The organism is Neobacillus sp. BP17, from assembly GCF_059579525.1.
In genome coordinates, this window is record NZ_CM184198.1 from 4,784,567 (window position 1) to 4,807,854 (window position 23,288).

Annotated in this window: 28 protein-coding genes and 1 pseudogene; 6 read left to right on the plus strand and 23 right to left on the minus strand. The window is 38.6% G+C overall.

From position 1 onward, the window contains the following. Positions 1 to 15: 15 nt before the first annotated feature. From AC4QJR_RS23370 to AC4QJR_RS23385, 4 genes are all read right to left on the minus strand, one after another. The gene (locus AC4QJR_RS23370) at positions 16 to 1,236 is read right to left on the minus strand and encodes a tetratricopeptide repeat protein (RefSeq protein ID WP_098572793.1); all 1,221 of its coding nucleotides are present in this window, start codon (positions 1,234 to 1,236) and stop codon (positions 16 to 18) included. 166 nt (positions 1,237 to 1,402) lie between these two features. Then, positions 1,403 to 2,341 carry a magnesium transporter CorA family protein gene (locus AC4QJR_RS23375; protein WP_026567945.1) on the minus strand — a complete coding sequence of 313 codons (939 nt, stop codon included), beginning with the start codon at positions 2,339 to 2,341 and terminating at the stop codon, positions 1,403 to 1,405. A gap of 229 nt (positions 2,342 to 2,570) precedes the next feature. Next, the gene (locus AC4QJR_RS23380) at positions 2,571 to 3,467 is read right to left on the minus strand and encodes a cation diffusion facilitator family transporter (protein ID WP_496524358.1); all 897 of its coding nucleotides are present in this window, start codon (positions 3,465 to 3,467) and stop codon (positions 2,571 to 2,573) included. A gap of 122 nt (positions 3,468 to 3,589) precedes the next feature. Continuing rightward, positions 3,590 to 3,727, minus strand: a complete 138-nt coding sequence (locus AC4QJR_RS23385) for a hypothetical protein (RefSeq protein WP_496524359.1) — start codon at positions 3,725 to 3,727, stop codon at positions 3,590 to 3,592. 100 nt (positions 3,728 to 3,827) lie between these two features. Here AC4QJR_RS23385 and AC4QJR_RS23390 point away from each other — a divergent pair, with 100 nt between their 5' ends. Beyond that, positions 3,828 to 4,043, plus strand: a complete 216-nt coding sequence (locus AC4QJR_RS23390; protein ID WP_098572791.1) for a YozQ family protein — start codon at positions 3,828 to 3,830, stop codon at positions 4,041 to 4,043. Positions 4,044 to 4,097: 54 nt separating this feature from the next. Here AC4QJR_RS23390 and AC4QJR_RS23395 read toward each other — a convergent pair whose 3' ends face one another. Then, a complete protein-coding gene (locus AC4QJR_RS23395; protein WP_496524360.1) occupies positions 4,098 to 4,856 on the minus strand; it encodes a yteA family sporulation protein in 759 nt (252 codons plus the stop codon). 230 nt (positions 4,857 to 5,086) lie between these two features. Between AC4QJR_RS23395 and AC4QJR_RS23400 the strand changes: the two genes are divergently transcribed. Further along, complete coding sequence (locus AC4QJR_RS23400; RefSeq protein ID WP_496524361.1) at positions 5,087 to 5,248, plus strand: hypothetical protein; 162 nt, start codon at positions 5,087 to 5,089, stop codon at positions 5,246 to 5,248. An 18-nt stretch (positions 5,249 to 5,266) separates the two neighbouring features. Beyond that, a complete protein-coding gene (locus AC4QJR_RS23405; protein ID WP_496524362.1) occupies positions 5,267 to 6,622 on the plus strand; it encodes an amino acid permease in 1,356 nt (451 codons plus the stop codon). Positions 6,623 to 6,656: 34 nt separating this feature from the next. Here AC4QJR_RS23405 and AC4QJR_RS23410 read toward each other — a convergent pair whose 3' ends face one another. Next, the gene (locus AC4QJR_RS23410; RefSeq protein WP_496524363.1) at positions 6,657 to 7,283 is read right to left on the minus strand and encodes a LysE family transporter; all 627 of its coding nucleotides are present in this window, start codon (positions 7,281 to 7,283) and stop codon (positions 6,657 to 6,659) included. A 239-nt stretch (positions 7,284 to 7,522) separates the two neighbouring features. Between AC4QJR_RS23410 and AC4QJR_RS23415 the strand changes: the two genes are divergently transcribed. After that, complete coding sequence (locus AC4QJR_RS23415) at positions 7,523 to 8,509, plus strand: potassium channel family protein (RefSeq protein ID WP_251457909.1); 987 nt, start codon at positions 7,523 to 7,525, stop codon at positions 8,507 to 8,509. Between the two features lies 1 nt (position 8,510). On the opposite strand, the gene AC4QJR_RS23420 is transcribed toward AC4QJR_RS23415, so the two are convergent. From AC4QJR_RS23420 to yugI, 8 genes are all read right to left on the minus strand, one after another. Further along, positions 8,511 to 8,918 carry a YugN-like family protein gene (locus AC4QJR_RS23420; RefSeq protein WP_098572786.1) on the minus strand — a complete coding sequence of 136 codons (408 nt, stop codon included), beginning with the start codon at positions 8,916 to 8,918 and terminating at the stop codon, positions 8,511 to 8,513. A gap of 104 nt (positions 8,919 to 9,022) precedes the next feature. Continuing rightward, positions 9,023 to 10,369: a glucose-6-phosphate isomerase gene (locus AC4QJR_RS23425; protein ID WP_496524364.1), complete on the minus strand. Its 1,347-nt coding sequence runs from the start codon at positions 10,367 to 10,369 to the stop codon at positions 9,023 to 9,025. Between the two features lie 119 nt (positions 10,370 to 10,488). Beyond that, on the minus strand, positions 10,489 to 11,652 hold the full coding sequence (locus tag AC4QJR_RS23430; protein ID WP_496526729.1) for an iron-containing alcohol dehydrogenase: 1,164 nt from the start codon (positions 11,650 to 11,652) through the stop codon (positions 10,489 to 10,491). A gap of 93 nt (positions 11,653 to 11,745) precedes the next feature. Further along, the gene (locus AC4QJR_RS23435; RefSeq protein WP_496524365.1) at positions 11,746 to 13,029 is read right to left on the minus strand and encodes a Glu/Leu/Phe/Val family dehydrogenase; all 1,284 of its coding nucleotides are present in this window, start codon (positions 13,027 to 13,029) and stop codon (positions 11,746 to 11,748) included. Between the two features lie 27 nt (positions 13,030 to 13,056). Then, positions 13,057 to 14,256: an ornithine--oxo-acid transaminase gene (locus AC4QJR_RS23440; protein ID WP_375377193.1), complete on the minus strand. Its 1,200-nt coding sequence runs from the start codon at positions 14,254 to 14,256 to the stop codon at positions 13,057 to 13,059. A 202-nt stretch (positions 14,257 to 14,458) separates the two neighbouring features. After that, the gene (locus tag AC4QJR_RS23445) at positions 14,459 to 14,920 is read right to left on the minus strand and encodes a geobacillin-26 family protein (protein WP_496526730.1); all 462 of its coding nucleotides are present in this window, start codon (positions 14,918 to 14,920) and stop codon (positions 14,459 to 14,461) included. Between the two features lie 91 nt (positions 14,921 to 15,011). Beyond that, complete coding sequence (locus AC4QJR_RS23450; RefSeq protein WP_496524366.1) at positions 15,012 to 16,040, minus strand: IS1595 family transposase; 1,029 nt, start codon at positions 16,038 to 16,040, stop codon at positions 15,012 to 15,014. 153 nt (positions 16,041 to 16,193) lie between these two features. Next, positions 16,194 to 16,598 carry a S1 domain-containing post-transcriptional regulator GSP13 gene (gene yugI / locus AC4QJR_RS23455; RefSeq protein WP_251457918.1) on the minus strand — a complete coding sequence of 135 codons (405 nt, stop codon included), beginning with the start codon at positions 16,596 to 16,598 and terminating at the stop codon, positions 16,194 to 16,196. 232 nt (positions 16,599 to 16,830) lie between these two features. Between yugI and AC4QJR_RS23460 the strand changes: the two are divergent. Next, positions 16,831 to 17,025: pseudogene (locus AC4QJR_RS23460) on the plus strand (helix-turn-helix domain-containing protein); the annotation flags it as partial. Positions 17,026 to 17,169: 144 nt separating this feature from the next. Here the strand turns inward: AC4QJR_RS23460 and AC4QJR_RS23465 are convergent. The 6 genes from AC4QJR_RS23465 to AC4QJR_RS23490 all read right to left on the minus strand — a co-directional run bounded on the left by AC4QJR_RS23465 (position 17,170) and on the right by AC4QJR_RS23490 (position 21,114). Further along, positions 17,170 to 17,433: a DUF1871 family protein gene (locus AC4QJR_RS23465; RefSeq protein ID WP_496524367.1), complete on the minus strand. Its 264-nt coding sequence runs from the start codon at positions 17,431 to 17,433 to the stop codon at positions 17,170 to 17,172. Between the two features lie 108 nt (positions 17,434 to 17,541). Then, positions 17,542 to 18,738 carry an alanyl-tRNA editing protein gene (locus AC4QJR_RS23470; protein WP_496524368.1) on the minus strand — a complete coding sequence of 399 codons (1,197 nt, stop codon included), beginning with the start codon at positions 18,736 to 18,738 and terminating at the stop codon, positions 17,542 to 17,544. Positions 18,739 to 18,865: 127 nt separating this feature from the next. Beyond that, positions 18,866 to 19,300, minus strand: coding sequence for a hypothetical protein (locus AC4QJR_RS23475; RefSeq protein WP_496524369.1), 435 nt, complete (start codon positions 19,298 to 19,300; stop codon positions 18,866 to 18,868). Positions 19,301 to 19,455: 155 nt separating this feature from the next. Beyond that, positions 19,456 to 19,983: a superoxide dismutase family protein gene (locus AC4QJR_RS23480; protein ID WP_496524370.1), complete on the minus strand. Its 528-nt coding sequence runs from the start codon at positions 19,981 to 19,983 to the stop codon at positions 19,456 to 19,458. An 84-nt stretch (positions 19,984 to 20,067) separates the two neighbouring features. Then, positions 20,068 to 20,277: a hypothetical protein gene (locus tag AC4QJR_RS23485; RefSeq protein ID WP_098572776.1), complete on the minus strand. Its 210-nt coding sequence runs from the start codon at positions 20,275 to 20,277 to the stop codon at positions 20,068 to 20,070. A 93-nt stretch (positions 20,278 to 20,370) separates the two neighbouring features. Next, positions 20,371 to 21,114, minus strand: coding sequence for a peptidylprolyl isomerase (locus tag AC4QJR_RS23490; protein ID WP_098572775.1), 744 nt, complete (start codon positions 21,112 to 21,114; stop codon positions 20,371 to 20,373). 115 nt (positions 21,115 to 21,229) lie between these two features. On the opposite strand from AC4QJR_RS23490, the gene kapB reads away from it, so the two are divergent. Further along, positions 21,230 to 21,610, plus strand: coding sequence for a kinase-associated lipoprotein KapB (kapB, locus tag AC4QJR_RS23495; RefSeq protein WP_098572774.1), 381 nt, complete (start codon positions 21,230 to 21,232; stop codon positions 21,608 to 21,610). Positions 21,611 to 21,649: 39 nt separating this feature from the next. On the opposite strand, the gene kapD is transcribed toward kapB, so the two are convergent. The 3 genes from kapD to AC4QJR_RS23510 form a co-directional block, all read right to left on the minus strand. After that, on the minus strand, positions 21,650 to 22,273 hold the full coding sequence (gene kapD / locus AC4QJR_RS23500; protein WP_098572773.1) for a 3'-5' exonuclease KapD: 624 nt from the start codon (positions 22,271 to 22,273) through the stop codon (positions 21,650 to 21,652). Between the two features lie 177 nt (positions 22,274 to 22,450). Beyond that, entirely contained in the window at positions 22,451 to 22,834 is a 384-nt protein-coding gene (locus AC4QJR_RS23505; RefSeq protein ID WP_251457933.1) for a hotdog fold thioesterase, read from the minus strand. A gap of 108 nt (positions 22,835 to 22,942) precedes the next feature. Next, positions 22,943 to 23,170 carry a hypothetical protein gene (locus AC4QJR_RS23510; protein WP_098572771.1) on the minus strand — a complete coding sequence of 76 codons (228 nt, stop codon included), beginning with the start codon at positions 23,168 to 23,170 and terminating at the stop codon, positions 22,943 to 22,945. Positions 23,171 to 23,288: the final 118 nt, after the last annotated feature.

The window sequence follows — 23,288 nt, forward strand, 5'->3', positions numbered from 1 at the left end:
AATTGCCTCCTAAACCTAAATTATTTTATTTAAATATTTTACGGCATCGATCGCCAGACCCTTTTGAGTATAATAGTCGGCAAGTATTTTATAAAAATGGGTTAAGTCTTCACTATGCTCATTTTCCTCTTCCAGGTAGGGAATGACCTTCCCTTCCAAATATTTAAATGCTTTTACAGGAGATGTTAGAAGAAGGAGATAATAGTCTGCTAAGATTCGATATTTTTTTACGGATAGTTCTTTTGAGAGAAGGTTCACTTCTTGGAAACAAAGCTTTGCCTTCTCTAATGATTTAAGAGAATGGTGAAGCTCGCCAATTGCATATAACGTGACTAGGTAGTGCTGGTTTTTGTTTGGCTGCAGGGCCAAACTCTTTTCATAATAGTATAGTGCTTTCTTTGCATTATTCATTTTAAATTGCAAATGGCCCATATTATGATAGATTTGGGGAAGTAATTTATCTTTTCGCAGTAATTCTGCATTGCGGATTAAGTGTTGAAAACACTCTTGTGCTTCTTCGTAAATATTGGAATGGGTATAATTAATACCTAACAGCATAAGTGTGTGGAGGATTCTGATGAAGTTGTGCTGATTCATGAATATTTGCAGTGCCATTTTTCCAAAATGGATGGCATGTCCTGAAAGCTCCAGTGAACTTTTTACAAGCGCTCGATGGTACAAAAATTCACCACTTGTTGTTTCTTTATTGTTTTCTGTATGTAAGGCATCGAGGATTTCATCCGCCGTTTGAAATTGACCCTTCCACATTAAGAATATCGCATTATAATAGCGAAATAAATAGTCTTCATGTTGGGAAAAATTTTTCTTTTGCTTATATAAAAGCGCTCGTTGACCATCTGCTTCATCCACTTGGCCTTTAAAAATTAAATAACGGAACTTATATAGTTCGTAGATATAAATATATTGAGAGAATGGAATTAGATGTTCAATCTCCTTAAGTTTTTGATAATATTCTTCTATTTCATCTCTAAGATAAAAATTAATCTTCTCGTCAAGTCCTTTTAATAAGGATTTAATTTCTTCCTCTTGCTCCTCCATCTCTTCGAGTCCGATATTTAAACGCTTTAGTAATAGAGCAATCGTCCCTTCATTTGCTTCTTTTGAGTTGTTTTCAATTTTACTTAAATGCGGGACAGAACAAATTCCTTTAGAAAGCTCTGCCTGTGTTATTCCTTTTTGTGTTCGATAGAATTTAATCAGGGCTCCAAATTCCATATTGCCACCAGACTATGCCTTTCCTTTTTTACTATTTTACAACAATATGAGAATTCTAAATAGATACTTTTCAGATTATTAAAAAAATATTACTTTTAGTACCCAAAAAAACTTGGGAAAGTTTTTTTAAAAACGATAAAAAACCAGCCCCTAAAAGGACTGGTCTCTAAAAATATTTCTTTTTCCAAAAAATAAAAGCTGTTAAACTCGTTAAAAATGCCGAGATTACTAGTGGTATGGCATACGAATGGGTAGCGTGCTGCAAAGGGATATCAACATTCATCCCATAAAAGCTTGCCACCATTGTTGGGAAGGATAAGATAATGGTAATCGAAGTTAAGAATTTCATGACGATGTTTAAGTTATTGGAAATAATGGATGCGAAGGCATTCATCATTCCGGTTAAAATGGATCGATAGGTTTCGGCCATCTCAATCGCCTGTGTTTTTTCAATAATCACGTCTTCTAATAAGTCCTTGTCTTCTTCATACATTTTTAGATAATTAAATCGCAGAATCTTATCGAGGACAACCTTATTTGACTTTAACGAAGTTGTAAAATAAACCAAACTTTTTTCTAATGCTAGGAAAGCGAACAGCTCTTTATTTTTTAATGACTGGTGAACGACATGTTCAATTTCATTTGTTTTCTTGTTAATTTGTTTTAAGTAACGTAAATAGTACGAAGAAATAACGAACAGTATTTGCAGAGCAAAACGGGTCTTTTTAAACGTAAAAAACTCTTTTACTCTGTTTTTCCGAAATTCTTCTAAAATGGGGGTATCTTTTAAGGAAACCGTAATGATACAGTCATCTGTTAGAATAATGCCGATCGGGATCGTTTCATATCCAGCAAAGCCATTTTCATCATGAACGATATAGGGAAAATCGACAATGATATAGACTCGGCCATCGTCTCGTTCAATCCTCGGACGTTCCTCATCATCGAGAGCATCTTTAATGATATCTACATCGACTTGGGCTTCCATGGACACCTTATTGATTTCTTCTTGGGTTGGGGAATACATATTAACCCAGCACCCTTTTGATATAACATCAACCGTTTCTAAAACTTTTGTCTCTGTACTTTTAAAAATTTCCAGCATGACTTAACCTCCTCACTCACTTTGTTCGAGGAAGCCAACAACCTTTTCTAGAGTTGATATTCTTGCTATTCATTTCAATCCATTCAAAGATCACATTGACTTCCCCACACCTACTACTTGGGTCCGGGTCTACGGAATAACTCAAAAATATCAACTCCCTCTAACTTTTTATATTTCCTATCCTATCATAAACCCTATTCACTGAAAGTACAAAGGAGTTTTTCTGAATTTATTCATCTTCTGCAAAAAAAGGATTTAAATGGATCAAAACTTCCTGAATGTTATCGTTCTTATCCATCAGTTTTTGTTTGATCGCTTTTGCCAAATCATGTCCCTGCTTGATGGTTTTATAATGATCGATTGAGATACGTAAATCCACCAATACATAATGACCAAGTTCTCTTGCTCTAATTCGGTCAATTCGTTTTACTTCATTGAATTCCTTCACAACTGCAATGTATTCTTGCAGTGTCTCTGTATCAATGTTCCGCTCCAATAAAATATCAAATGCCTCGGTTAACATTTCCTTAGCGATTTTAAAGATTAAATAAGCGACAAAAATACTGGCCGCCTTATCCCCGTATAATAAAAAGTGAATATCAAAACGGCTGCCAGCAATTGAAAGCAGCACCCCGATTGCAGCCGCAATCGACGCCACAATATCGGCTTTGTGATCAAATGCAATGGCCTCAATGGCTTTACTCTTATTTTCTTTTGCTACTTTTAACGAACTTCGATACAAAATAATCTTAGTCACATAGGAAAAGAGGGCCACCCACATCGCCAGAAAACTCGGTGATTCCACTTCATGAAAGAAACCGCTAATTCCTTCATAAACCACATAAATGGCAACAAGAAAAAGCAAGATCCCGATAACCCCAGAAACTATGACTTCTGCCTTTCCATGTCCATATGGATGTTCGTCATCTGCTGGCTTATTAGCAATTTTTATGACTAACAAGACTATTACTGAAGCAAACACATCTGCAGCGGAATGAATCCCATCAGCGAAAACTGCGTCACTATTTCCAACCCACCCAATGATTATTTTTCCTAAAGTAAGAATAATGTTACTGATTACACTAATCCATGCCACTTTTTTAGCCAAGGTTTCTCTCAATTCCATAAATACGTAAACCACCTTTAAAAATACCTCTAGAAAGCATAGTAAATGCCACCATAATGGATCTAGAGAAAAAGTCTTGCCTGCTACAAGCTATGTTGTAGTCTGGCAAATTATGTAAGTAATTATCCTTCCTGGAAATCCATTTCTTCTTTCACCATTTCCACTTCTTCAACAACAGATATTTTGTTAATTTGGTCATGAAGAAAATGAAACGCCTGGTCTAATTCTTCACGTGTTGGAAACTCATTTTTTTTGTTCATTATAGTACCTCCATTGCAGATTTATTTTTTATTAGGAGTAATCCTGTTAAAAAAAGAAAAAAATACCCTTGTATCAAACATTGAAAGGGAGGAATACAGGATGGACAATAAGAATCAGAAAGCAAATCCAAAGAAAGAATTGGCAGGAAGTTTCTATCATCCAAGTTATTATCAAGAAACAGATGATCTATCTGCCGGAATAGCAACTACACATGAGCAAGCCAGTGACACATATACTGAAGGTGAAATTGGTGCGGTAATTGATGATGTAAACGGTAAGGATATACCAATACCGCAAAAAGGCTACGATAAATAATAAAACCAGAGAAAACAGCTCTCGCTCGAAAGCTGTTTTCTTTTTTGGTTGTCATTATTTATCATCATGGTCGACATAAGGGTCATGTTCATAAGCCGGTAAATCCCCGAATGCAGTCATGATGCCTTCCTCATCAAGGGCATCTTCGTAACTTTCATGCTGCGGGTTTGGATAAACCTTGATATTATTTCCATACATGTCATTTCCAACAAAATTTTCATAATCCTCGACATAGCTAATGTTTTCGTCTGCTTCAGTATAGATATCACTATAACTATCCTGTGGAAAGGCTAAATCGGAAGGAGTCTCGGATGTGCCCCACGCGGCAACAGTCTGCCAAGAATCTTCTGCATCAAAAGCAACGTTCTCATCTTTTTCGTCCATATCAAACTTACCAAAGGGCGGCATCAAAACGCCTTCCTCCACGGGGCGTTTGTGTGAAGTAACCTGATCGGGACTGTGTTCAATACAATAGGTTGTATTTGGCAATGCCTGTAAACGTTCTAAAGGAATCTCCTTACCGCATACTTCGCAGGTTCCATAAGTGCCATTTTCCATTGCCTCCAAAGCGTGATCGATATTTCGGATTTGAAATTGATAATGTTCATTTAAAGCAATATCTTTCTCACGTTCATATAATTCTGTTCCCTCATCAGCTGGGTGGTTATCATAGCTGGATAACTCCCCCATCGACTCATGAAAATGCCCTCTTTCCAATCCAAAGTGATCATTTTGTTCTATATGTTCTTCTACCTCACTTTTTTCTTGTAACAATTGTAAACGTAACTCAGCAAGTTGCTGTGTCGATAACATGTGCTAAACCCCTTTCAATGAAAAGCGCTAAGTATCTTGCTCCATCTATTTCACTTTTATATTTATTGTTTTTATCTTTCTCTTCTATTTTCATTTTTTTCGTGGTTGATTATGTAATGAAAATTTAATTCCATCAAAAACCTAACTGCAGGATTGTTTATTAACTGAATAAGAAATGGACAGGAGTATATCTTAAGAAATATCTTAACTAGGAGAAATGAGGAGATTGTGTGGTTAATGAAAACTTTGACAAATTCAGACAAGAGCAAAAGGAGCATCAATCAACCTATTTAGGCGGGAACAGGAAACAAAAGCCTGGGCTTAATGATGCAGAATATAATAATCAAGATAATACCGACAAATCACCAGGCGCGACGAGTAGAGATATTTAGAGAAACAGGAGGATGACGATGAGTAAATCCAATTCCGGCGGGAATGAGAAGAGCAACATGAAATGGTGGCAGCTTTCTTTATTTGGCGTGGGCTGTACGATTGGAACAGGGTTCTTCCTTGGCTCAGGCTTAGCAATTAAAATGACAGGTCCATCGATCTTAGTTGCCTTTATAGTTGCTGCCCTTGGGACATATTTCGTCTATGATGCTTTATCCAAAATGACGTCCCAAGAACCCTTACAAGGCGGGTTTCGGTCGTATGCGAAGAAAGCATATGGCAGGTGGGCAGGATTCAGCAGCGGGTGGGTCTACTGGTCATCGGAAGTGTTAATCATGGGAAGCCAGATGACGGCTCTCTCGATTTTTTCCCAATTTTGGCTTCCCAAAATCCCCTTATGGATATTTGCTACTATTTACGCAGTTTTAGGACTAGCAGTGATTTTAATCGGAGTAAAGGTTTTAAATAAGCTCGAAAATATTCTGGCAGTCTTAAAAATCTCAGCGATATTAATGTTTATAGTAATTGCTTTTCTGGCCATCTTTGGGGTAATCGATGGTGATCGTCCGATTCAGTATCCGAATACCCAAAAAGAAATTATGCCCCATGGATTGAAAGGCTTATGGTCAGCAGTGATTTTTGCCTTCTATGCTTTCGGTGGTATTGAAATTCTTGGATTAATGGCGACCAATTTAAAGGATCCGAAGGAAGCTCCCAAAGCAGGAAAAGTCATGTTGTTTACGCTCATGATCATCTATGTGGTATCGATTGGTCTTGCAGTCATTATTGTTCCTTGGAATCAATTTAACACAAAGGAAAGTACTTTTGTTGTTGCCCTTAATGCATACCATCTTTCCTTTGTTCCTCATTTTTTTAATGCAACATTAATTATTGCAGGTTTTTCAACCATGACCGCTTCTCTTTATGGCGTAACCAGCGTGCTTGTCACGCTTGGTGAAGAGGGTGATGCACCTGCATGTTTTTCAAAGCCAGGGAAATTAAAAGTCCCGCTGGCATCCCTGCTTATTACCATGTTAGGAATTACTGCCTCGGTTGTTTCAGCCTTGGTTTTACCTAACAAAATTTATGAGTGGGTTACCACGGGTGCCGCCTTAATGCTCCTTTATAATTGGCTCTTTATCGTGGCATCCTCACGAAAAATTTTAGAGCTGCAGCTGAAGGAAAAAATTATGTATTCCATTGGCGCCTTATTTATTTTAATTGCCGTTAGCGGCACTCTTTTTCATGAAACAAGCAGACCGGGCTTTTTTATTAGCTTAGCCTTTCTTGGAATTATTGGAGTGATTACCTTATTCATGCAGTTCAAATGGAAAAAGTCGAAGAAAAAAGTGCTTAGCCCATGGCCGACTGCATAGAAAAACCAGCGAATTCTTTTTGCTGGTTTTTTTGTTATGCAAATAACACATTAAAGGCTTGCATTCCAAAATAAATCCCAAATCCAATTAACGAAAGACCAGACAGGCAAGAAATGCCGACAAGTAATTGGGGAGTTAAGAATTTACGAAAACTGCTTGATACACTCGCCATGGCAATATCCCAAATCAGCAGCCCAATAAAAATTGCACAGCTGTAGAGGACTAATTGAGTCGGATTTGAGGATGCAGCTGTTTTCGCAAGGACGGACCCATAAATCCCTAACCAAAATAGAATCGTTAAGGGATTAGAGATCGACATAAGAAATCCTGAGAAGAATGATTTTATCAGTGGTTCCTTCCCTCTGGATTGCTGTAAATTAATTTTTCCCGCGTTCATGAAGGTTTCTATTCCTGTATACATAAGGACAAAACAGCCAAAAAACCAAAGAAACGTTTGCATAAATGCGGTTTCAAGAAACTGGACTACTCCTATATAAACAACAAGCATATACACGCCATCGGCAATAACAGCCCCGACTCCAATAAGCCACGAATTCATAAATCCGTTCCTAATGCCCCTGTCAATCTGAGCAGCATTAATTGGACCAATCGGAGCCGCCAGCGATAATCCTAAAAGTATATAACTCAAAAATACATTCATCTATATCTCTCCTTAATAACTAAGTAGAAGCCTGTCTATAATTTTTATTCAAAGAAATAGGTTTGTACCACAAAAAAATAAAACCTTCCTGTCATCGGAAGGTTTTACACTTACAGACCCTACTGTTAAAATTATCAAGCAGTCCTATAGATTAATCCGTTTTCGTTAATAATAAAAATAACTGGTTCAGCACCTGCTCTACGAGATGGTGCTAAAAACACTAGAAAGAGGTGACAATCGTGCCAAACAGAGTGTATATCAGCTTCTTACGTTTGCCGCTCCTCGTCCGAATTCTATTAATGGCATTACTTGTGTTTCTCTTATTCGGAATCTCTATTCACTTTTTAGAACCAACCACCTTTCCTACCATTTTCGATGGCATCTGGTGGGCGATCATTACTGCATCAACGGTAGGATACGGCGATTATGTCCCGCACTCCTTCTTAGGCAGACTCACCGCATTGATTCTCATCCTATTCGGTGTTGCCTTTGTTTCATCCTATTTTGGAACATTGGCCGCAGCTGCCGTCACAAAACAAGATGCCCTGTCTGAAGGGAGAATCCCTTATAAAGGGGAGGGACATATCATCATTATCGGCTGGAATGAACGATCGAAGGAGTTAATTAATAAGCTTACCACCACAAAATATCAACAAATGATTGTTTTAATTGATGAATCGCTTGAAGCAAATCCCGTAAAATCAAGATTTGTGCACTTTATTCAAGGGAAGGGTCATGTAGATGATACTATCGTCAAAAGTGATATCAAGAATGCGGAGAAAGTGTTAATTACTGCAGATCGAGGAAATGATGAACTGCAAGCAGATATGAATAGCATTCTTACCTTGCTCACTATTAAAGGAATATGTGCACAAGTTAAATGCATCGTTGAGATTTTAACGAGAGAGCAAGTAATTAATGCCTATCGAGCCGGTGCTGATGAAGTAATTCAATCAAATAAATTGACCAGCGTCTTTATGGTAAACAGTTTGCACTCGAATGGAGATGGACTGTTGTCAAACGTTGTCCATGAATTACAGGAAAGCAGATTGTCATCCTACCCCGTTGAGGAACCTGAAATTGGTAAGCCCTTCAGCGATGTATGTCTCTTATTATTGAAAAAGGGCTTCCTCCTGATTGGCATTCAAAGAGGGGAGGAAACATTATTGAATCCATCCCACTCCTTGCCTATAGAGGAAAATGATCAATTATTAATTTTCAAATAGGTTAATCCTGGAGGAGAAGCATTTCCAATTCCTGTACCAGTGCTGTTCCAGAATCTCTATACCTCTCTGGAATGCTGGCATCCTTATCGACAGGTTCCTGAAATTGATTTAGGGTCCCTGAGAAGGTTCCTGTGCTTCCTTCGTCATCTAGCCCTGCTTCATATTTATGGGACAAGAGGAATGGTCTTCCCAGCCTTACTGTACAATTGTTATCATCTAGTTGCCCATCGACGGCTTGAAATGGCAGCCGTACGAATAGATAGCCGTCCTGATCATCTAGCTTATAATCAAAGGCACCATGGTCATAATCCCAGTTTCCGCCAATCGAATAGCCGATTGGTTTTAATTTTTGTTCAAGTTCAAATAGGTCAAACTGTTTTCCTTCCACTTTCGATGGTAACTCAATCATCAACATTAACCCCCTAATTTTCAATACCATTAGTTTCTCCAAATCCAATCATTTCAATAAAAAAAAGAGAACTGAATGTATTGATCAGTTCTCTTTTCTATATTTTATAAACGTTTTTCTAATTCTGCTTTTTTCTCTTCGTATCCTGGTTTACCTAGAAGGGCAAACATATTTACTTTGTATGCCTCAACACCTGGCTGATCGAAAGGATTCACTCCAAGTAAGTAGCCGCTCATGGCACAGGCTTTTTCAAAGAAATAGACAAGGTATCCTAATGTATATTCATCCATGGCTGGAATGTTAACAATTAAATTTGGCACACCGCCATCTGTATGAGCAAGCATCGTCCCTTGAAATGCCTTATTATTGACAAAGTCTACTGTTTGACCAGCAAGGTAATTTAAGCCATCTAAATCATTTTCTTCTGCTTCAATTTTCAGCTCGTGACGAGGTGTTTCCACTTTAATGATTGTTTCAAACAAATCACGACGACCTTCTTGAACGTATTGTCCAAGTGAATGGAGATCGGTTGAAAAATTGGCTGAGGAAGGATAAATTCCTTTTTGATCTTTGCCTTCACTTTCGCCAAATAACTGCTTCCACCACTCTGAAAAATATTGCAAACCTGGCTCATAATTTATCAGCATTTCAATGGTTTTACCTTTATTGTACAACACATTTCTAACTGCTGCATATTGGTAGGCAGGATTATTTTCGAGTTCGGATTGACCAAAGGCTGTTTGTGCCTCTGCAGCACCTTCCATGATTTTCTCGATGTTTGCCCCGCTTACTGCGATTGGAAGCAAACCAACTGCTGTTAGAACAGAATAACGTCCGCCAATGTCATCAGCGATGACAAACGTTTCATAGCCTTCTTCTGTTGCTAAGGTCTTTAGAGCACCTCTTGCTTTATCTGTTGTAGCATAGATTCGTTTGCGAGCCTCATCTTGACCGTATTTTTCTTCAAGAAGTTTACGGAAAATGCGGAAAGCAATTGCTGGTTCAGTTGTAGTTCCAGATTTAGAAATGACATTAATAGAAAAGTCCTTTCCATCAAGGAGATCCATTAAATCTCTCATATAAGTGGAACTGATATTATTTCCAACAAAAATCACTTGAGGTGTATTTCGCTTATCCTTTGGAAGGACGTTATAGAAGCTGTGCTGGAGCATTTCAATCGCTGCTCTTGCCCCAAGATAAGATCCTCCAATTCCAATAACAAGAAGAATATCAGAATCAGCTTTAATTTTCTCAGCTGATTTTTGAATGCGTGAAAACTCTTCTTTGTCATAGTTGGTTGGGAGGTCAATCCACCCTAAATAGTCATTACCCGCACCGGTCTGCTCATGTAGTGAGTGATGAGCAACTTTTACGGCATCACGTAAATATGTAAGTTCATGTTCTCCAAAAAAAGGTAAGGCTTTTGAGTAATCAAAATGAATATGTGTCATGCATGATCCTCCATAATTTTATTTACATAACCACTTTAACGAATGATGGGATGATTATCAAGGCAGGTCCACTATTGAAAGCGCACCCACTTTCGACAAATTTCTTAACTTTCGTAATTTTATAGTGATGCACGATAAATAGCTATAACATCCTCACGGTTTAAACTGTTAAAATTCCCAAATTCACCGTTTTCCATCGCTCTGTCAGCCATTAAGTCTAGTTTCGAATCATCAATATCATAATCAATTAACCTTGATGGTGCATCAATACTATTCCAGAACTCACGTAATTTTTGAATTCCTTCAAGTCCTATTTGTTCTGCACTCTTGTCTGCTTCATTTACCCCAAACACCCGAATGGCAAGTTGCTTAAAGCGTTCAGGCTTCACCGCTAGATTATGCCTCATCCAATGTGGGAACAAAATCGCCAGGCCTCCGCCATGAGGAATGTCATATACGGCCGACACAGCGTGCTCTAGATTATGTGTAGCCCAATCACCGCGATAACCCATATTTAAAATTCCATTAAGAGCCATTGTTCCACTGTAAAGAATGGTCGCCCTATGCTGATAATTTTCTAAGTCCGCAAGCAACTTAGGTGCCGTTTCCATCACAGTAATCAATAAAGATTCACACATACGGTCTTGAAAATCTGTATTTTCTTCTAAATGAAAATAATGTTCAAGCACATGTGACATCATATCAACTATGCCATAAATAGTTTGATTCCTTGGCACCGTAAACGTGTTAACGGGATCTAAGATCGAGAATTTCGGATAAGTAACGGGACTTCCCCAGCCATACTTTTCATTTGTTTCCCAATTTGTAATAACCGAACCTGAATTCATTTCTGAGCCCGTTGCTGCGAGCGTTAACACCGTACCAAACGGAAGTGCATCTTGTGGAATTGACTTTTTAATAACAAGATCCCAAGCATCCCCCTCATATTTTGCACCGGCGGCAATAAGTTTGGTACAATCAATGACACTTCCGCCCCCGACTGCTAACAAGAAATCAATTCCCTCTTGTTTACAAATTTCCACCCCTTTTCGTGCGGTAGTAATCCGTGGGTTCGGTTCCACTCCAGGGAGTTCAAAAACCTCTGCTCCAATTTCTGCTAATAAATTTATTACATTTTCATACAAGCCGCTCCGTTTAATACTGCCCCCGCCATAGACGAGCAATATCTTTTTCCCGTAATGAGGTACTTCTGTTTTTAGTTGTTCCAACTCACCTTTTCCAAAGATCAATTTGGTCGGATTTAAAAAAGTAAAATTTTCCATCATTATACACCATCCTTTTCCTTACTTATTATTAGTTATTATAGTTCTTTTTGCAAAAAAACTTCCTCGCATCATCTGATGCAAGGAAGTTTTTTATGCCCATCCCCTATACAAGGAGGCATCTGCCATTTTTTTGACGCCGATCATATACGCCGCCAAGCGCATATCCACGTTGTTAGTTTGGGACAGTTGATAAATATCCTCGAACGACTTGACCAGTTTATCGCGCAATTTCTCTTCTACTTCCTCTTCACTCCAATAATACCCCTGCTTGTTTTGAACCCATTCAAAATAGGAGACGGTCACACCACCTGCCCCAGCCAAAACATCTGGTACAAGCAAAATGCCACGTTCAGTAAGTATGTTGGTAGCTTCAAGCGAGGTCGGCCCGTTTGCAGCTTCTACGACAATTTTAGCCTTGATGTTGTGGGCATTTTCAGCCGTAATCTGATCCGAAATCGCTGCAGGAACTAATACATCACATTCCTTCTCAAGCAGTTCTTTATTGGTGATGGTCCATTCGAAAAGAGTGCTAATCGTTCCAAAGCTGTCCCGACGATCCAACAGATAATTAATATTCAATCCATCAGGATTATAAAGTGCTCCATAAACATCAGAAATTCCAATTACAATCGCTCCTGCATCATGCATAAACTTAGCCACATAACTGCCTGCATTTCCAAACCCTTGAACAATGACACGGGATCCCTTAATGCGAATACCGCGTTTCTTGGCAGCCTCCTCAATACAAATGGTTACGCCCTTTGCTCCTGCCTTTTCCCGGCCCTCAGAGCCTCCAAGTACAAGGGGTTTGCCGGTAATAAAACCAGAAGAATCAAATTGGCGGAGACGGCTGAATTCATCCATCATCCACGCCATGATCTGAGAATTAGTGTACATATCGGGTGCAAGGATATCCTTCGTTGGACCGACAATTTGGCTGATAGCACGAACGTATCCACGGCTTAATCGTTCAAGTTCACCGAATGACATCGTCCGCGGGTTACAAAGAATCGCTCCTTTTCCTCCGCCAAATGGTAAGTCAGTGATGCCGCACTTCATACTCATCCACATCGATAATGCCTTCACTTCGGTTGCTGTGACCTTAGGGTGAAATCGAACCCCACCCATGGTCGGCCCAAGTGCATCATTATGCTGGGCCCTAAACCCGTTAAATATCTTGGTCGAACCATCGTCCATCCGCACGGGAATTCTAACATCCGACATTCTTAATGGCTCTTTCAATAATTCGAACATTTCTTCGTTATAGCCCATCTTTTTTAATGCATCATGAATAACAATCTGTGTTGAAGTGAGCAGGTCTAATGTCTCTATATCCTTATCACCGCCACTATTTGTTACATCATATATCCCCATTTTTGCACCCCTAGTATTTTATCCCTTTTATCCAAGTACGTTTTTAATCCTCTCCAAGGCCCAGTTCAGTTCATCTTTAGTAATAATTAGCGGCGGCGCAAAGCGAATCACCGTGTCATGGGTTTCCTTACACAATAGTCCTTGCTCTTTTAATTGCTCACAATATTTGCGAGCCGGCTGAGATAATTCAACTCCGATAAATAATCCACGTCCGCGAATTTCTTTTATGATTGGATTTTTAATTTCTTTTAATTTATTAATAAAATACTCGCCAAGTTCTAACGATTTTTCTGCTAGTTTTTCATCTACCAGCACATCAAGGGCCGCTATGGAAACTGCACATGCCATTGGATTTCCCCCGAAGGTAGAACCGTGTGATCCCGGATTAAAGACACCTAAAATATCTTTGTCAGCGACAACACATGAAATTGGAAACACACCGCCGCCCAATGCTTTACCTAGAATATACATATCAGGTTCGATTCCTTCCCACTCACAAGCAAACATTTTACCTGTCCGGGCCAAACCAGCTTGAATTTCATCCGCAATAAACAAAATATTGTTTTCTTTACAAAGATCATAGGCGGCCTTCATAAAGCCTTCAGGCGGAATGACAATCCCAGCCTCTCCCTGAATCGGTTCAATTAAAAATGCCGCTGTATTAGGGGTAATCGCAGCTTTTAATGCCTCTAAGTCACCGTAAGGGATTAGCTTGATCCCCGGGAGCATGGGCCCAAACCCGCGTTTATACTCGTCGTCAGATGAAAGGGAAACTGCCGTCATTGTTCTGCCGTGGAAATTCCCTATACAAGCAATAATTTCCGCTTGGTTCTCGGCCACACCTTTTACATCATAGCTCCAGCGTCGTGCCGTTTTCACAGCTGTTTCCACTGCTTCAGCCCCGGTATTCATGGGCAGCACCATCTCTTTTTTCGTTAATTGACAAACCTTTTCATACCACGGACCAAGTTGGTCATTGTGAAATGCACGGGAAGTTAATGTAACTTTATCGGCCTGGTCCTTTAACGCTTGAATAATTTTTGGGTGACGATGTCCTTGGTTCACAGCCGAATAAGCACTAAGCATATCCATATATTTATTGCCTTCTGGGTCCTCTACCCAAACACCTTCTGCCCTAGTAATGACAATTGGGAGCGGATGATAGTTGTTGGCTCCATATTTCTCTGTTTTAGCAATTAATTCATTCGTATTTACATTTGCTTTCATAAATAACCCCCCGTTTCATTGTTTCATTCTAATATTATGTACATATAGTACTATTGTAGCCGAGCATGAAAAAAGAATGAACACCCCAATATAATTTTATCCATGAAAAAGCTCTTTTTATGTAGGCTGTGTTAAAGTTTAATGTTGATTATTTTATAAAATAAAAGGAAACCCAGTTATTTATGGATTTCCTGACTAAAAATTAGTTGGTTAGTACCGAATAATAAAAATTAGCATCTTGGAATGTCCTATTTAGGTCAATAGAATTTGTAATGGTAAAATATAACGCTATACCAACTAAAATAGCCATAATTGCACCAAAGTTTTTTGGTATTTGTTTGTTTTTCTTATAGAGAATAAGTGCGGTCATAATAACAATTAAAAAGTATGATGCGGAAAGTGATAATTCAACTATTCGCATCTTAATATCCTTGACAACAGTTCTAAAACGTAGCAAATCTTTGTTATTATCCTTGTTTTCTTGGATGGTGGATAAGCTATCACGATGACCGATTTTCCAAGTATAACCACTTTGCTCTTTTAGTACAGTATATTGATAACCACCAGCTTTTTCTTTGTCTATAACAACTGAAGAACTTGCGGACACGTTTGCAACAATAATCACAAAAAACGTAATAAAAATAGAAAATGTAATCAAAAACATCTTTTTCAAATCATCTCCTCCTTTCTCCATTTATGAAAGTAATAATACAAGATTTCTAACTCCTAATTAGGAATTTTTGTTGATGAATATTTTAAATCTTGTATTTCGACAACCGAATACTATCATATGTATCCGTTATTTCAAATACAAATGATGTTAGTAGAAACTCTTTTATATGCTGTTTGGTGCTTTCGTTACTACGACTATCAACGAATAGAAACCAAGCAAGGTAATTATCCAAATATTTTGTAGCAACACCTTTAAAGCGGTCTATCCACAGCTTTAGACGGGAATGGAGACCGTTTACATTTTGAATGTGATACAAGCCCTTGATAACGTGTTTGCCACCGTCTGATTTAATTCGATAATGCTCTAAACCTTTTTCTTTTGCATAGGTTTTATAGGCTCTCCAAGCATCAGTTACAAGCACATTTTCATTGGACAGTTTAGACCCAATTAAGGCATCGACCTTCGGTTTTACAATTCGCCCCATACAAGCAACTTTGGAGACCGTTGCTTTGGTTCGGTCTCTGGCAACGAGAACACAAACCTGTTCGTGGCTTATTCCCCTATGTTTGGACTTCCCGCCACGTTTGCGAGGTTTACGTTCCGTAATGCCACGTTGCCCTTTTTGAGAGTACAGGAAATAGGTCTCGTCAATCTCAACTATACCATCAAAATGGTCAAAATCCATTTGTTTTAAGGCGTTTAATAGTTTATGTCTCCAATAAAATAGCGTAACCCAAGTAACCCCTACGATTTCAGCCGATTTTCGCAGGGAATAACCTTTGAACATACAATCAACAAATGTAATCCATTCGTTACCTTTTCGAGAACGGTACAAGACGGTATTGGTTGTGTCAGTAAAGGTTTTACTACAACATTTACATTGATACCGTTGCCGACCATTGTATTTTCCGAACCGAACAACGTGTTCCGATGAACAATGAGGACACTCAAATCCTTCTTTGAAGCGAGTTTCCCTCATTTCATTGATTAATCGACCACCCGCAGAGGAAGAAGGCTCGACATAGCGTTTTACCCATTGGTAGACTTGTTCTTTTTGAGTATGCGGTAATTTGTCAATATACTTTAACAAGTTGCTAAACGCTTTGCCCACCTTGATAACCTCCCGAATGTTTGTTCCCATATTAATTATATCAAGAATTTTGACAGGTATCAAATATCAACATTTACCTTTAACAGAGCTTTTATGTAAAAAAAAAGCCTAGCACCATGCTAATATAGCATTGGGTCTAGGCTTTACATGAATTTATTTTTTTATTAAATCTTCACGTTGTGACTGGTCAATCCACTCTTGTAGTTTATCTTTTAATGTGTTAAAACCTTGTTGGCCTTCCACTTCTGGAATAATCGCAGCAACTGGACGTTTACGAGGTTTCTTTGCCTTCGGAGCAGCCTGTTGAACAGGAGCTTCTTCCGTTGCACGAATCGAAAGTCCAATTTTACCTGCGCCTTCATCCACTGATAATACTTTCACCTTAATTTCGTCCCCAACTTTAAGGTGGTCATTAATATCTTTCACATAACCATGGGTAATTTCAGAAATATGGACAAGGCCTTGAGTATTATCGTCAAGCGCAACAAACGCTCCATATGGTTGAATTCCAGTTACTTTACCTGTTAAAATACTTCCAGTTTCGATCTTTTCTGACATGAAAACACTCCTAAGTAATTAATTATTTTATCCCTTATATACGCATTATAATATTATACCACAAAGAACGCTTTAAATCAAAAAAGATTGAAAAATAAACTGCAAATAATGCTTACCTTAGTGGGATTGTCGAAATTTCTTAACATAATATTCAAGGAAAGGGAAAGAAATAGTTACTAAACGTGATACACTAATAGTGAGGAAATCTATTTTAAAGGGAAGGTGAACCAGTTTGAATACCATCGGCCAAACCATTAAAAATGCCCGTGAAATGCTCCATATGTCTCAGGAAGAGCTGGCACAAAAAGTAAGAGTTGGAATTCACACAATTGAGAAATACGAATCTGGAGAACAAATTCCTAGCACCCAAACCTTATTAAAGTTATCAACTGTATTAGATCTTCCTGCCACAGAATTGCTTGAACAATAATATGAATAACAACAAAGTTTTTCTATACTGCTGTATAAAAAAAGAAAATACTGGAAACCCTTATATCATAAGGCTTTCTAGTATTCCCCCTTTTTGAAGTGGACATCCATCATGGGATGTCCTTTTTTTTGCCATGAAGTTTTAAATGGAACAAGCATCATTTGCTTTAATGATTAATAATTCTTTAGCTTTTTTCAAGCACTCTTCCAAGGGAATTATTCTTTCAAAGGAAAAATCATAAATGCTTTGTATTCTTTTGGCCAACTCATCACAATCATTTAATTCATAGATAGCCTGAATGGTATCAGCGATTTCTGTGTCATATCCTCCATTAGTTAAGTTGAAGGGATTCCACTCATTTAATAGATCTACATATTGTAAATTTGTTTGCAGTTCTTTTCTCATTATTTTTAACTCCCAAATTTCGGCTTAAAAAAGCACTATTTTATTTCCTCATGGTCTCCAGTATACTTCTTAAAAAATGGAGTGTAAAAGATTGGTGCACCACACAAGTTATCTAACTTTTTCCAATAGATGCTGTAGCATTTGCTCTCCAGACACTAATGCCTCACCGCCACCCTGGGCAAATGAATCATTTCCTCCGCCTTTTCCGTTAATATGCGGAAGGGCACTAGCGATTACTTGCTTCATACTTACCGTTTCAGCTTGTCCACGTGCACAAACTACTTGCAATCGCTTATCATTTTCCGATACAAAGTAAACAATAGCCGTTTCTTCTTCAGTAATTATGATTCGTGCTAAATTCTGCAATTCTTGAATGGAGCGATTTTGAAACACCTCACTGACGAGGGGCTTCTCACGATGACTTCCTTTTTCAAGTAAGTCCTTCGCCTCAAAATGAAGGAGACTTTCCTGAGTTTGTTCAAGGTCTTTCTCTAATGTTTTGTTCGTTTCAAGGAGACGAAGGACAGCTTGTTCCATTTCCTTTTCAGGGGCATTGAGGATTTTTGTTAATTCCAGGAGTACCCTTTGTTTTTGTCCAAGCAGTGTAACTACTCGGTTCCCACCAACAAATTGGACCCGTACCTTCTTCTTTTGTCGTTCCCAATCCAATACTTTTACCGCTCGAACCTCACCAGTAGCTCTTGGATGTGTCCCCCCGCACCCGTTATCATCAAAATCAGGAATAATAACCAGGCGAATATCCTCTTTCACTTTTGTCTCTTTTCGCAGATTATATTGAGACAATTCTTCTTCTGTAACCCATTTCGTCTCAATTGGTCTGTTTTCAAGGATGACCTGATTTGCTAGTGCCTCAGCTTCTTGTACTTGTTGCTCGCTAAGATGATCCGTCTCTAAATCGATGGTAAGTATTTCTGCCCCTAAATGAAACCCAATTGTTTTGTATCCAAATAAGTGATCAAACGAGGCAGATAATAGATGCTGCCCGGCGTGTTGCTGCATATGATCTAAGCGTCTTTCCCAATCGATAGTCCCAATGACTTTCTTTCCTATATCATCAAATGGCCCATCAAGGTAATGACGAATTTCTCCATCGATTTCTTCCACGTTTATTACCGCTTTATCAGCAAGTTTTCCAAGGTCGTGCGGCTGCCCGCCGCCGGTTGGATAAAAGGCCGTTTGATTTAATACAACATACCAGCTGCCTGTTGGGTCTTGTTCTTGTTTTACCACTTTTGCATTGAAAGTTCGTATGTATGGATCTTGATAATACAGTTTGTTCTCCATGTTTATGGTCACTCCAATATATAATTATGAACTCATTGTCTAAAAAAAAGGAAAATAAATCAAGCAAACAAAAAACTGCTCCTCCTTTATGTGAGGAACAGTTTTTTCTAACTCATATGTGACTTAACTACTTCTTATTTTTACGCTGTCCAAAAGAAGTAGGCATCGTTGGTAGGTTTTGTCCACCTTGCTGAGAAGTGCCCATCATTTGAGGAAAACCAGTTTGCTGTTGGCCTCCCATCATTTGAGGGAACCCGCCCATGCTTTGAGGAGTTCCTGATTGCTGGCCTCCCATCATTTGAGGAAAACCTCCCATGCTTTGAGGAAAACCTGAATGCTGGCCTCCCATCATTTGAGGAAAACCGCCCATGCCTTGAGGAAATCCTGATTGCTGACCGCCCATCATATGTGGGAATCCTCCCATTTGTGGATAACCCATTTGATGATATCCTCCCATTTGCGGGAAGCCTCCCATTTGATGATACCCACCCATTTGCGGATAGCCCATTTGCGGGTAACCAGATTGTCCTGGAAATCCGCCAAAGAATTGTCTTTTTCCCAAACTTATCGCCTCCTAAATCGTCTCCATGCTAGTGTATGTCCACTTTTAGGAAAAGCTTTAGATTTTTACCTATTTACAAGAAAAAAATTCAATGTTAAAGGCTATCACACTTAACTGATAGCCTGCCAAAAAATAATATTCTCATTCTAGCCGTTTTATTTGTTCGCTTTTTTATCTTTTGTTATTTCACCACAGGCGATCCGTTTTCCAGAATCTCCTGAAGGCGGTGTCATACCATCATCTTTCCCTTCATCAATGACGATTGTGGTCCCCTCTTTTGTAAACAACGATGTCTTTCCATCTTTCAAAGTGACATTGGGTGCCGTTAAATCTACTTTTACAGACCCATCATCACCAACGATTAAATTAGGCAGATCGCCTGCATGTGCACCTTTGGGATGAAGAAGCCCATGTTCCTTATTATCGGGATTAAAATGGTTTCCTGCTGATTTAAAGTCTGGAGCTTTACATTTTCCTTTGTCATGGATATGAATCGCATGATCTCCGGCTGGAAGGCCATTTAAATCTACTGATAATTTTACGCCTTTGGCCTGCTCAGCTACCTTTATTTTGCCAAGGGAATCCCCGACCGCATTATACATCTCCACATCAATCTTTCTGATATTCTCTTCTGTACATCCTGTTAGAATGAGCAGTGGAATGATCATCCAGCTTTTCTTCATATGTATACCCCCACACTAGACAATTTGCATTTAGTATGAGCAATCCCCCGATCCTTTATCCAAACAAAAAGGAACAGTATTGGGTTAACTGTTCCTTGGAGTGTGCTCTTGATTTTGCAATTGTTTTTCTAATTCTTTTGCCTTTTTAGCCTCGCGTTTGGAGACTAAAATGATGACGCGCATCGTTAGTAAGGCTCCAATTAAGAAAATCGCAAAAGTGATTGCAGCAGGTATATATTCCGATTTATCTTCCGGAAAGTATAAAAACAATGATAGTACCGATGGATGAAACATTTTTCTTCTCCCTTTCTCTAAAGGAACTGCTCTAATAATTTATTATAGCAACAAAAAACCTTTCATACCACCTTCTTAATCTACGGTTCATCGTTACTCTGCTAACACCTTGATTTTCTTAATGATCACATCTTTCTCAGGTTTATCTTGAGCACCAACAGGCGTGTTAGCAATTTTATCCACGATATCCATTCCTTCAACTACTTGGCCAAAAACCGTATGACGATGATCAAGCCACGGTGTACCACCGTTTTTATCATAGGCTTCAATAATCTCTTTCGGATAGCCTGCTTTTTCCATTTGGTCCTTCATGGCAGAATCCAGTGACGAGCTTTGCACAATAAAGAACTGACTTCCGTTTGTGTTGCTGCCTGAATTAGCCATTGATAAAGCACCGCGGAGATTATAAAGATTTTTCGAGAATTCATCTTCAAAAGGCTGTCCGTAAATACTCTCCCCGCCAGTACCGTTACCATTCGGATCACCGCCCTGGATCATGAAATCTTTAATAACCCTATGAAAAATAAGTCCATCATAGTAACCTTCTTTACCATGTTTTACAAAGTTTTCAACTGCTTTCGGAGCATACTTAGGAAACAATTTAATTTTTATATTTCCCATTGACGTCTCCATTTCAACGAGTTGTTCATTATCAAGCACCTCTGTTGAAAGCTGAGGATAGACGGCATTTGACACAGTTTGGTCCCCTTCCTTCTGTTCCGTTTTTGGCGCGGTCTTTTTGGTGGTTGCTTCTTCTTTCTTTGTGCTTGTCCCACAAGCAGCCAAAACTAGAACAATTGTAAATAATGTTAATAAGAAATGCAGATTCTTCCTCATATATCATTCCTCCAATTTTTTGACTTTAACCGAAATAAAATTATTTCACACATTATTTTAAATTTACTATGATTCATATTAAAATAAAAGAGAAAAGTGGAAGGGGTGTTTTTTTGTGTCGGAATTACAAATTGGTAAGATTGTAACAGCCATTTATAAGACTGGAAAATATATTGGAGAAATAACAGAGGTACGTCCACAGCATTATTTAGTAAGAGTTCTTGCTGTGCTTAAACATCCCATGCAAGGAGATTTACATAACCCTAAAGATGCAGATGTACTTATTTTTCACGAGAGAAAAGCACTCAGCTTTCGTGAGCAGGCGAATATTCCCCTCAAAATGGTTAAGCCCTTTGAGAATGAGATTCCAGATTATAGAGAGTCGTTAAAAGAATCGTTAGCCAAAATGAAACAGGAATTAACAGAAACTAATTCAGAATGGGCTGAAATGAGCCTGAGAGCCTTGGAATCGCTTGAAAAAGACTATAAAATATAAAAACGCTAAAGGCCAAATCAGTTTGAATGATTTGGCCTTTTATGCGAATTCATTTAATAACTTTGAAAAATCAATCCGATCCCCAATCGTGGTTGGCTCTGGTTTTTCTAAATAACGTTTATCCTTTTCAACGAGTTTGAATATATTAAAGGTAGTCAGCGCATCATCCAGTGCACGATGATGTTTGCCCGTTCCTTCTTTCCCGTATTCCTGAACTGCCTTCCAAAGTCCTGTTTGATTTTGATCACCAAAGAATCGTTTATATTCCATGGAAAGATCCAACTCCACTGCGTTTAGCGGAAACGCAATCCCTGCCTTTAAACAATTATGACGAAGGACCTTCATATCCATATTTCCCCAAGTAACAATGGTTGTTTCATAATTATTCTTGTTGAACTCCTCCAATTTTTTAACAAGTTCAAAAATAGATAAACCCTTGTCTACCTGTTGCTGAGAAATATGTAAAAAGGATTTACAGCGTTCAGTTAGTTTTGGAAATTTAAGTGGAGTAACAAAGGATGAGAACTGTTCTGTTACTTGATCATCTACGACTGCAACAATTCCAACTTCGATAATTTCCGCATAAAAATCCTTCATGCGAACATTCCGTTCAGGCATTGTAAACTCAAAATCGATAAATAAATGTTGCCGCCTTGCCCGCATCAATTTCACCACCTTTACGTTTACTCTTACTACATTATATAAAGAAACATGTACAAAAAATTGTGCTTTTTTTCTATTTTTTCTTATATTATAACACGAAACTAATGTTAATTTTTTAAATTTTTAATCAATAATAATCCTAATAATCCATTCTTCTATAAACATATATTTTCGCGATTATTTTTTTAGCTTAATGACTGCCATCGTACATCTTGATACACAAATCATGCGGCCTTCTTCATCTGTAATTTTAATATCCCATACTTGAGTGGATCTCCCTTGATATAGGACAGTTGCAGTCGCTGTAACCACACCTTCCGTTTTCGGACGAACATGATTTGCATTAATTTCTAGACCCGCAACACCCTCCGTCTCTTTATCTGCCAATTCATATGCTCCTATACTGGCAACCGTTTCCGCCAAAGCAACAGATGCACCACCGTGCAGTAATCCAAATGGCTGACGAGTTCGCTCATCTACAGGCATTGTCGCCATAACCCTTCCTTTTTCAACTAGGGTAATCTCAATTCCTAAAGATTGCAGCAATGTATTTTCAATCATATTATTTCCTCCTATATGTAAACAGTTTTCATCTATATAAACTATTCGCTTTATTAACTAATTTTCCTTTTTTACATAAAAAAACAGCCCAAGAGCTGTTTTTTCATTTTAGTAATAATACGGGGCACCGAAGCCGGGATAAAAAGCCCCAGGAAAGCCTCCTGGCGGTGGAAATGGGGGTGGGGGCGGCGGATAAAATCCTGGATATCCGTAAAATGGCCGGCTAATTAACGCACCCCCTAATAAGCCTCCTAAAAAGCCTCCAAGTAATGGCAAACCGAAGCCAATAAATCTGTGGTCTTGGACCTGATGAGGGTTTCGATAATAAGGGTACATACAGCAAACCTCCTTCTTCTATACTTGCCTACACTATTTCATATGCGAATGGAAGGGGTTTTGAGTGGGCAAAAACAAAAGGCGGAAGCGCCAGGTTAGCGGCGTTTGCACTGGTGCG

What these genes read in the sequence shown, in the direction of transcription:
- AC4QJR_RS23370 (WP_098572793.1), bottom strand. Translation starts at nt 1,236, where the DNA reads ATGGAATTTGGAGCCCTGATTAAATTCTATCGAACACAAAAAGGAATA.
- AC4QJR_RS23375 (WP_026567945.1), bottom strand. Translation starts at nt 2,341, where the DNA reads ATGCTGGAAATTTTTAAAAGTACAGAGACAAAAGTTTTAGAAACGGTT.
- AC4QJR_RS23380 (WP_496524358.1), bottom strand. Translation starts at nt 3,467, where the DNA reads ATGGAATTGAGAGAAACCTTGGCTAAAAAAGTGGCATGGATTAGTGTA.
- AC4QJR_RS23385 (WP_496524359.1), bottom strand. Translation starts at nt 3,727, where the DNA reads ATGAACAAAAAAAATGAGTTTCCAACACGTGAAGAATTAGACCAGGCG.
- AC4QJR_RS23390 (WP_098572791.1), top strand. Translation starts at nt 3,828, where the DNA reads ATGGACAATAAGAATCAGAAAGCAAATCCAAAGAAAGAATTGGCAGGA.
- AC4QJR_RS23395 (WP_496524360.1), bottom strand. Translation starts at nt 4,856, where the DNA reads ATGTTATCGACACAGCAACTTGCTGAGTTACGTTTACAATTGTTACAA.
- AC4QJR_RS23405 (WP_496524362.1), top strand. Translation starts at nt 5,267, where the DNA reads ATGAGTAAATCCAATTCCGGCGGGAATGAGAAGAGCAACATGAAATGG.
- AC4QJR_RS23410 (WP_496524363.1), bottom strand. Translation starts at nt 7,283, where the DNA reads ATGAATGTATTTTTGAGTTATATACTTTTAGGATTATCGCTGGCGGCT.
- AC4QJR_RS23420 (WP_098572786.1), bottom strand. Translation starts at nt 8,918, where the DNA reads ATGATTGAGTTACCATCGAAAGTGGAAGGAAAACAGTTTGACCTATTT.
- AC4QJR_RS23425 (WP_496524364.1), bottom strand. Translation starts at nt 10,369, where the DNA reads ATGACACATATTCATTTTGATTACTCAAAAGCCTTACCTTTTTTTGGA.
- AC4QJR_RS23430 (WP_496526729.1), bottom strand. Translation starts at nt 11,652, where the DNA reads ATGGAAAATTTTACTTTTTTAAATCCGACCAAATTGATCTTTGGAAAA.
- AC4QJR_RS23435 (WP_496524365.1), bottom strand. Translation starts at nt 13,029, where the DNA reads ATGGGGATATATGATGTAACAAATAGTGGCGGTGATAAGGATATAGAG.
- AC4QJR_RS23440 (WP_375377193.1), bottom strand. Translation starts at nt 14,256, where the DNA reads ATGAAAGCAAATGTAAATACGAATGAATTAATTGCTAAAACAGAGAAA.
- AC4QJR_RS23445 (WP_496526730.1), bottom strand. Translation starts at nt 14,920, where the DNA reads ATGTTTTTGATTACATTTTCTATTTTTATTACGTTTTTTGTGATTATT.
- yugI (WP_251457918.1), bottom strand. Translation starts at nt 16,598, where the DNA reads ATGTCAGAAAAGATCGAAACTGGAAGTATTTTAACAGGTAAAGTAACT.
- AC4QJR_RS23465 (WP_496524367.1), bottom strand. Translation starts at nt 17,433, where the DNA reads ATGAGAAAAGAACTGCAAACAAATTTACAATATGTAGATCTATTAAAT.
- AC4QJR_RS23470 (WP_496524368.1), bottom strand. Translation starts at nt 18,738, where the DNA reads ATGGAGAACAAACTGTATTATCAAGATCCATACATACGAACTTTCAAT.
- AC4QJR_RS23480 (WP_496524370.1), bottom strand. Translation starts at nt 19,983, where the DNA reads ATGAAGAAAAGCTGGATGATCATTCCACTGCTCATTCTAACAGGATGT.
- AC4QJR_RS23485 (WP_098572776.1), bottom strand. Translation starts at nt 20,277, where the DNA reads ATGTTTCATCCATCGGTACTATCATTGTTTTTATACTTTCCGGAAGAT.
- AC4QJR_RS23490 (WP_098572775.1), bottom strand. Translation starts at nt 21,114, where the DNA reads ATGAGGAAGAATCTGCATTTCTTATTAACATTATTTACAATTGTTCTA.
- kapD (WP_098572773.1), bottom strand. Translation starts at nt 22,273, where the DNA reads ATGCGGGCAAGGCGGCAACATTTATTTATCGATTTTGAGTTTACAATG.
- AC4QJR_RS23505 (WP_251457933.1), bottom strand. Translation starts at nt 22,834, where the DNA reads ATGATTGAAAATACATTGCTGCAATCTTTAGGAATTGAGATTACCCTA.
- AC4QJR_RS23510 (WP_098572771.1), bottom strand. Translation starts at nt 23,170, where the DNA reads ATGTACCCTTATTATCGAAACCCTCATCAGGTCCAAGACCACAGATTT.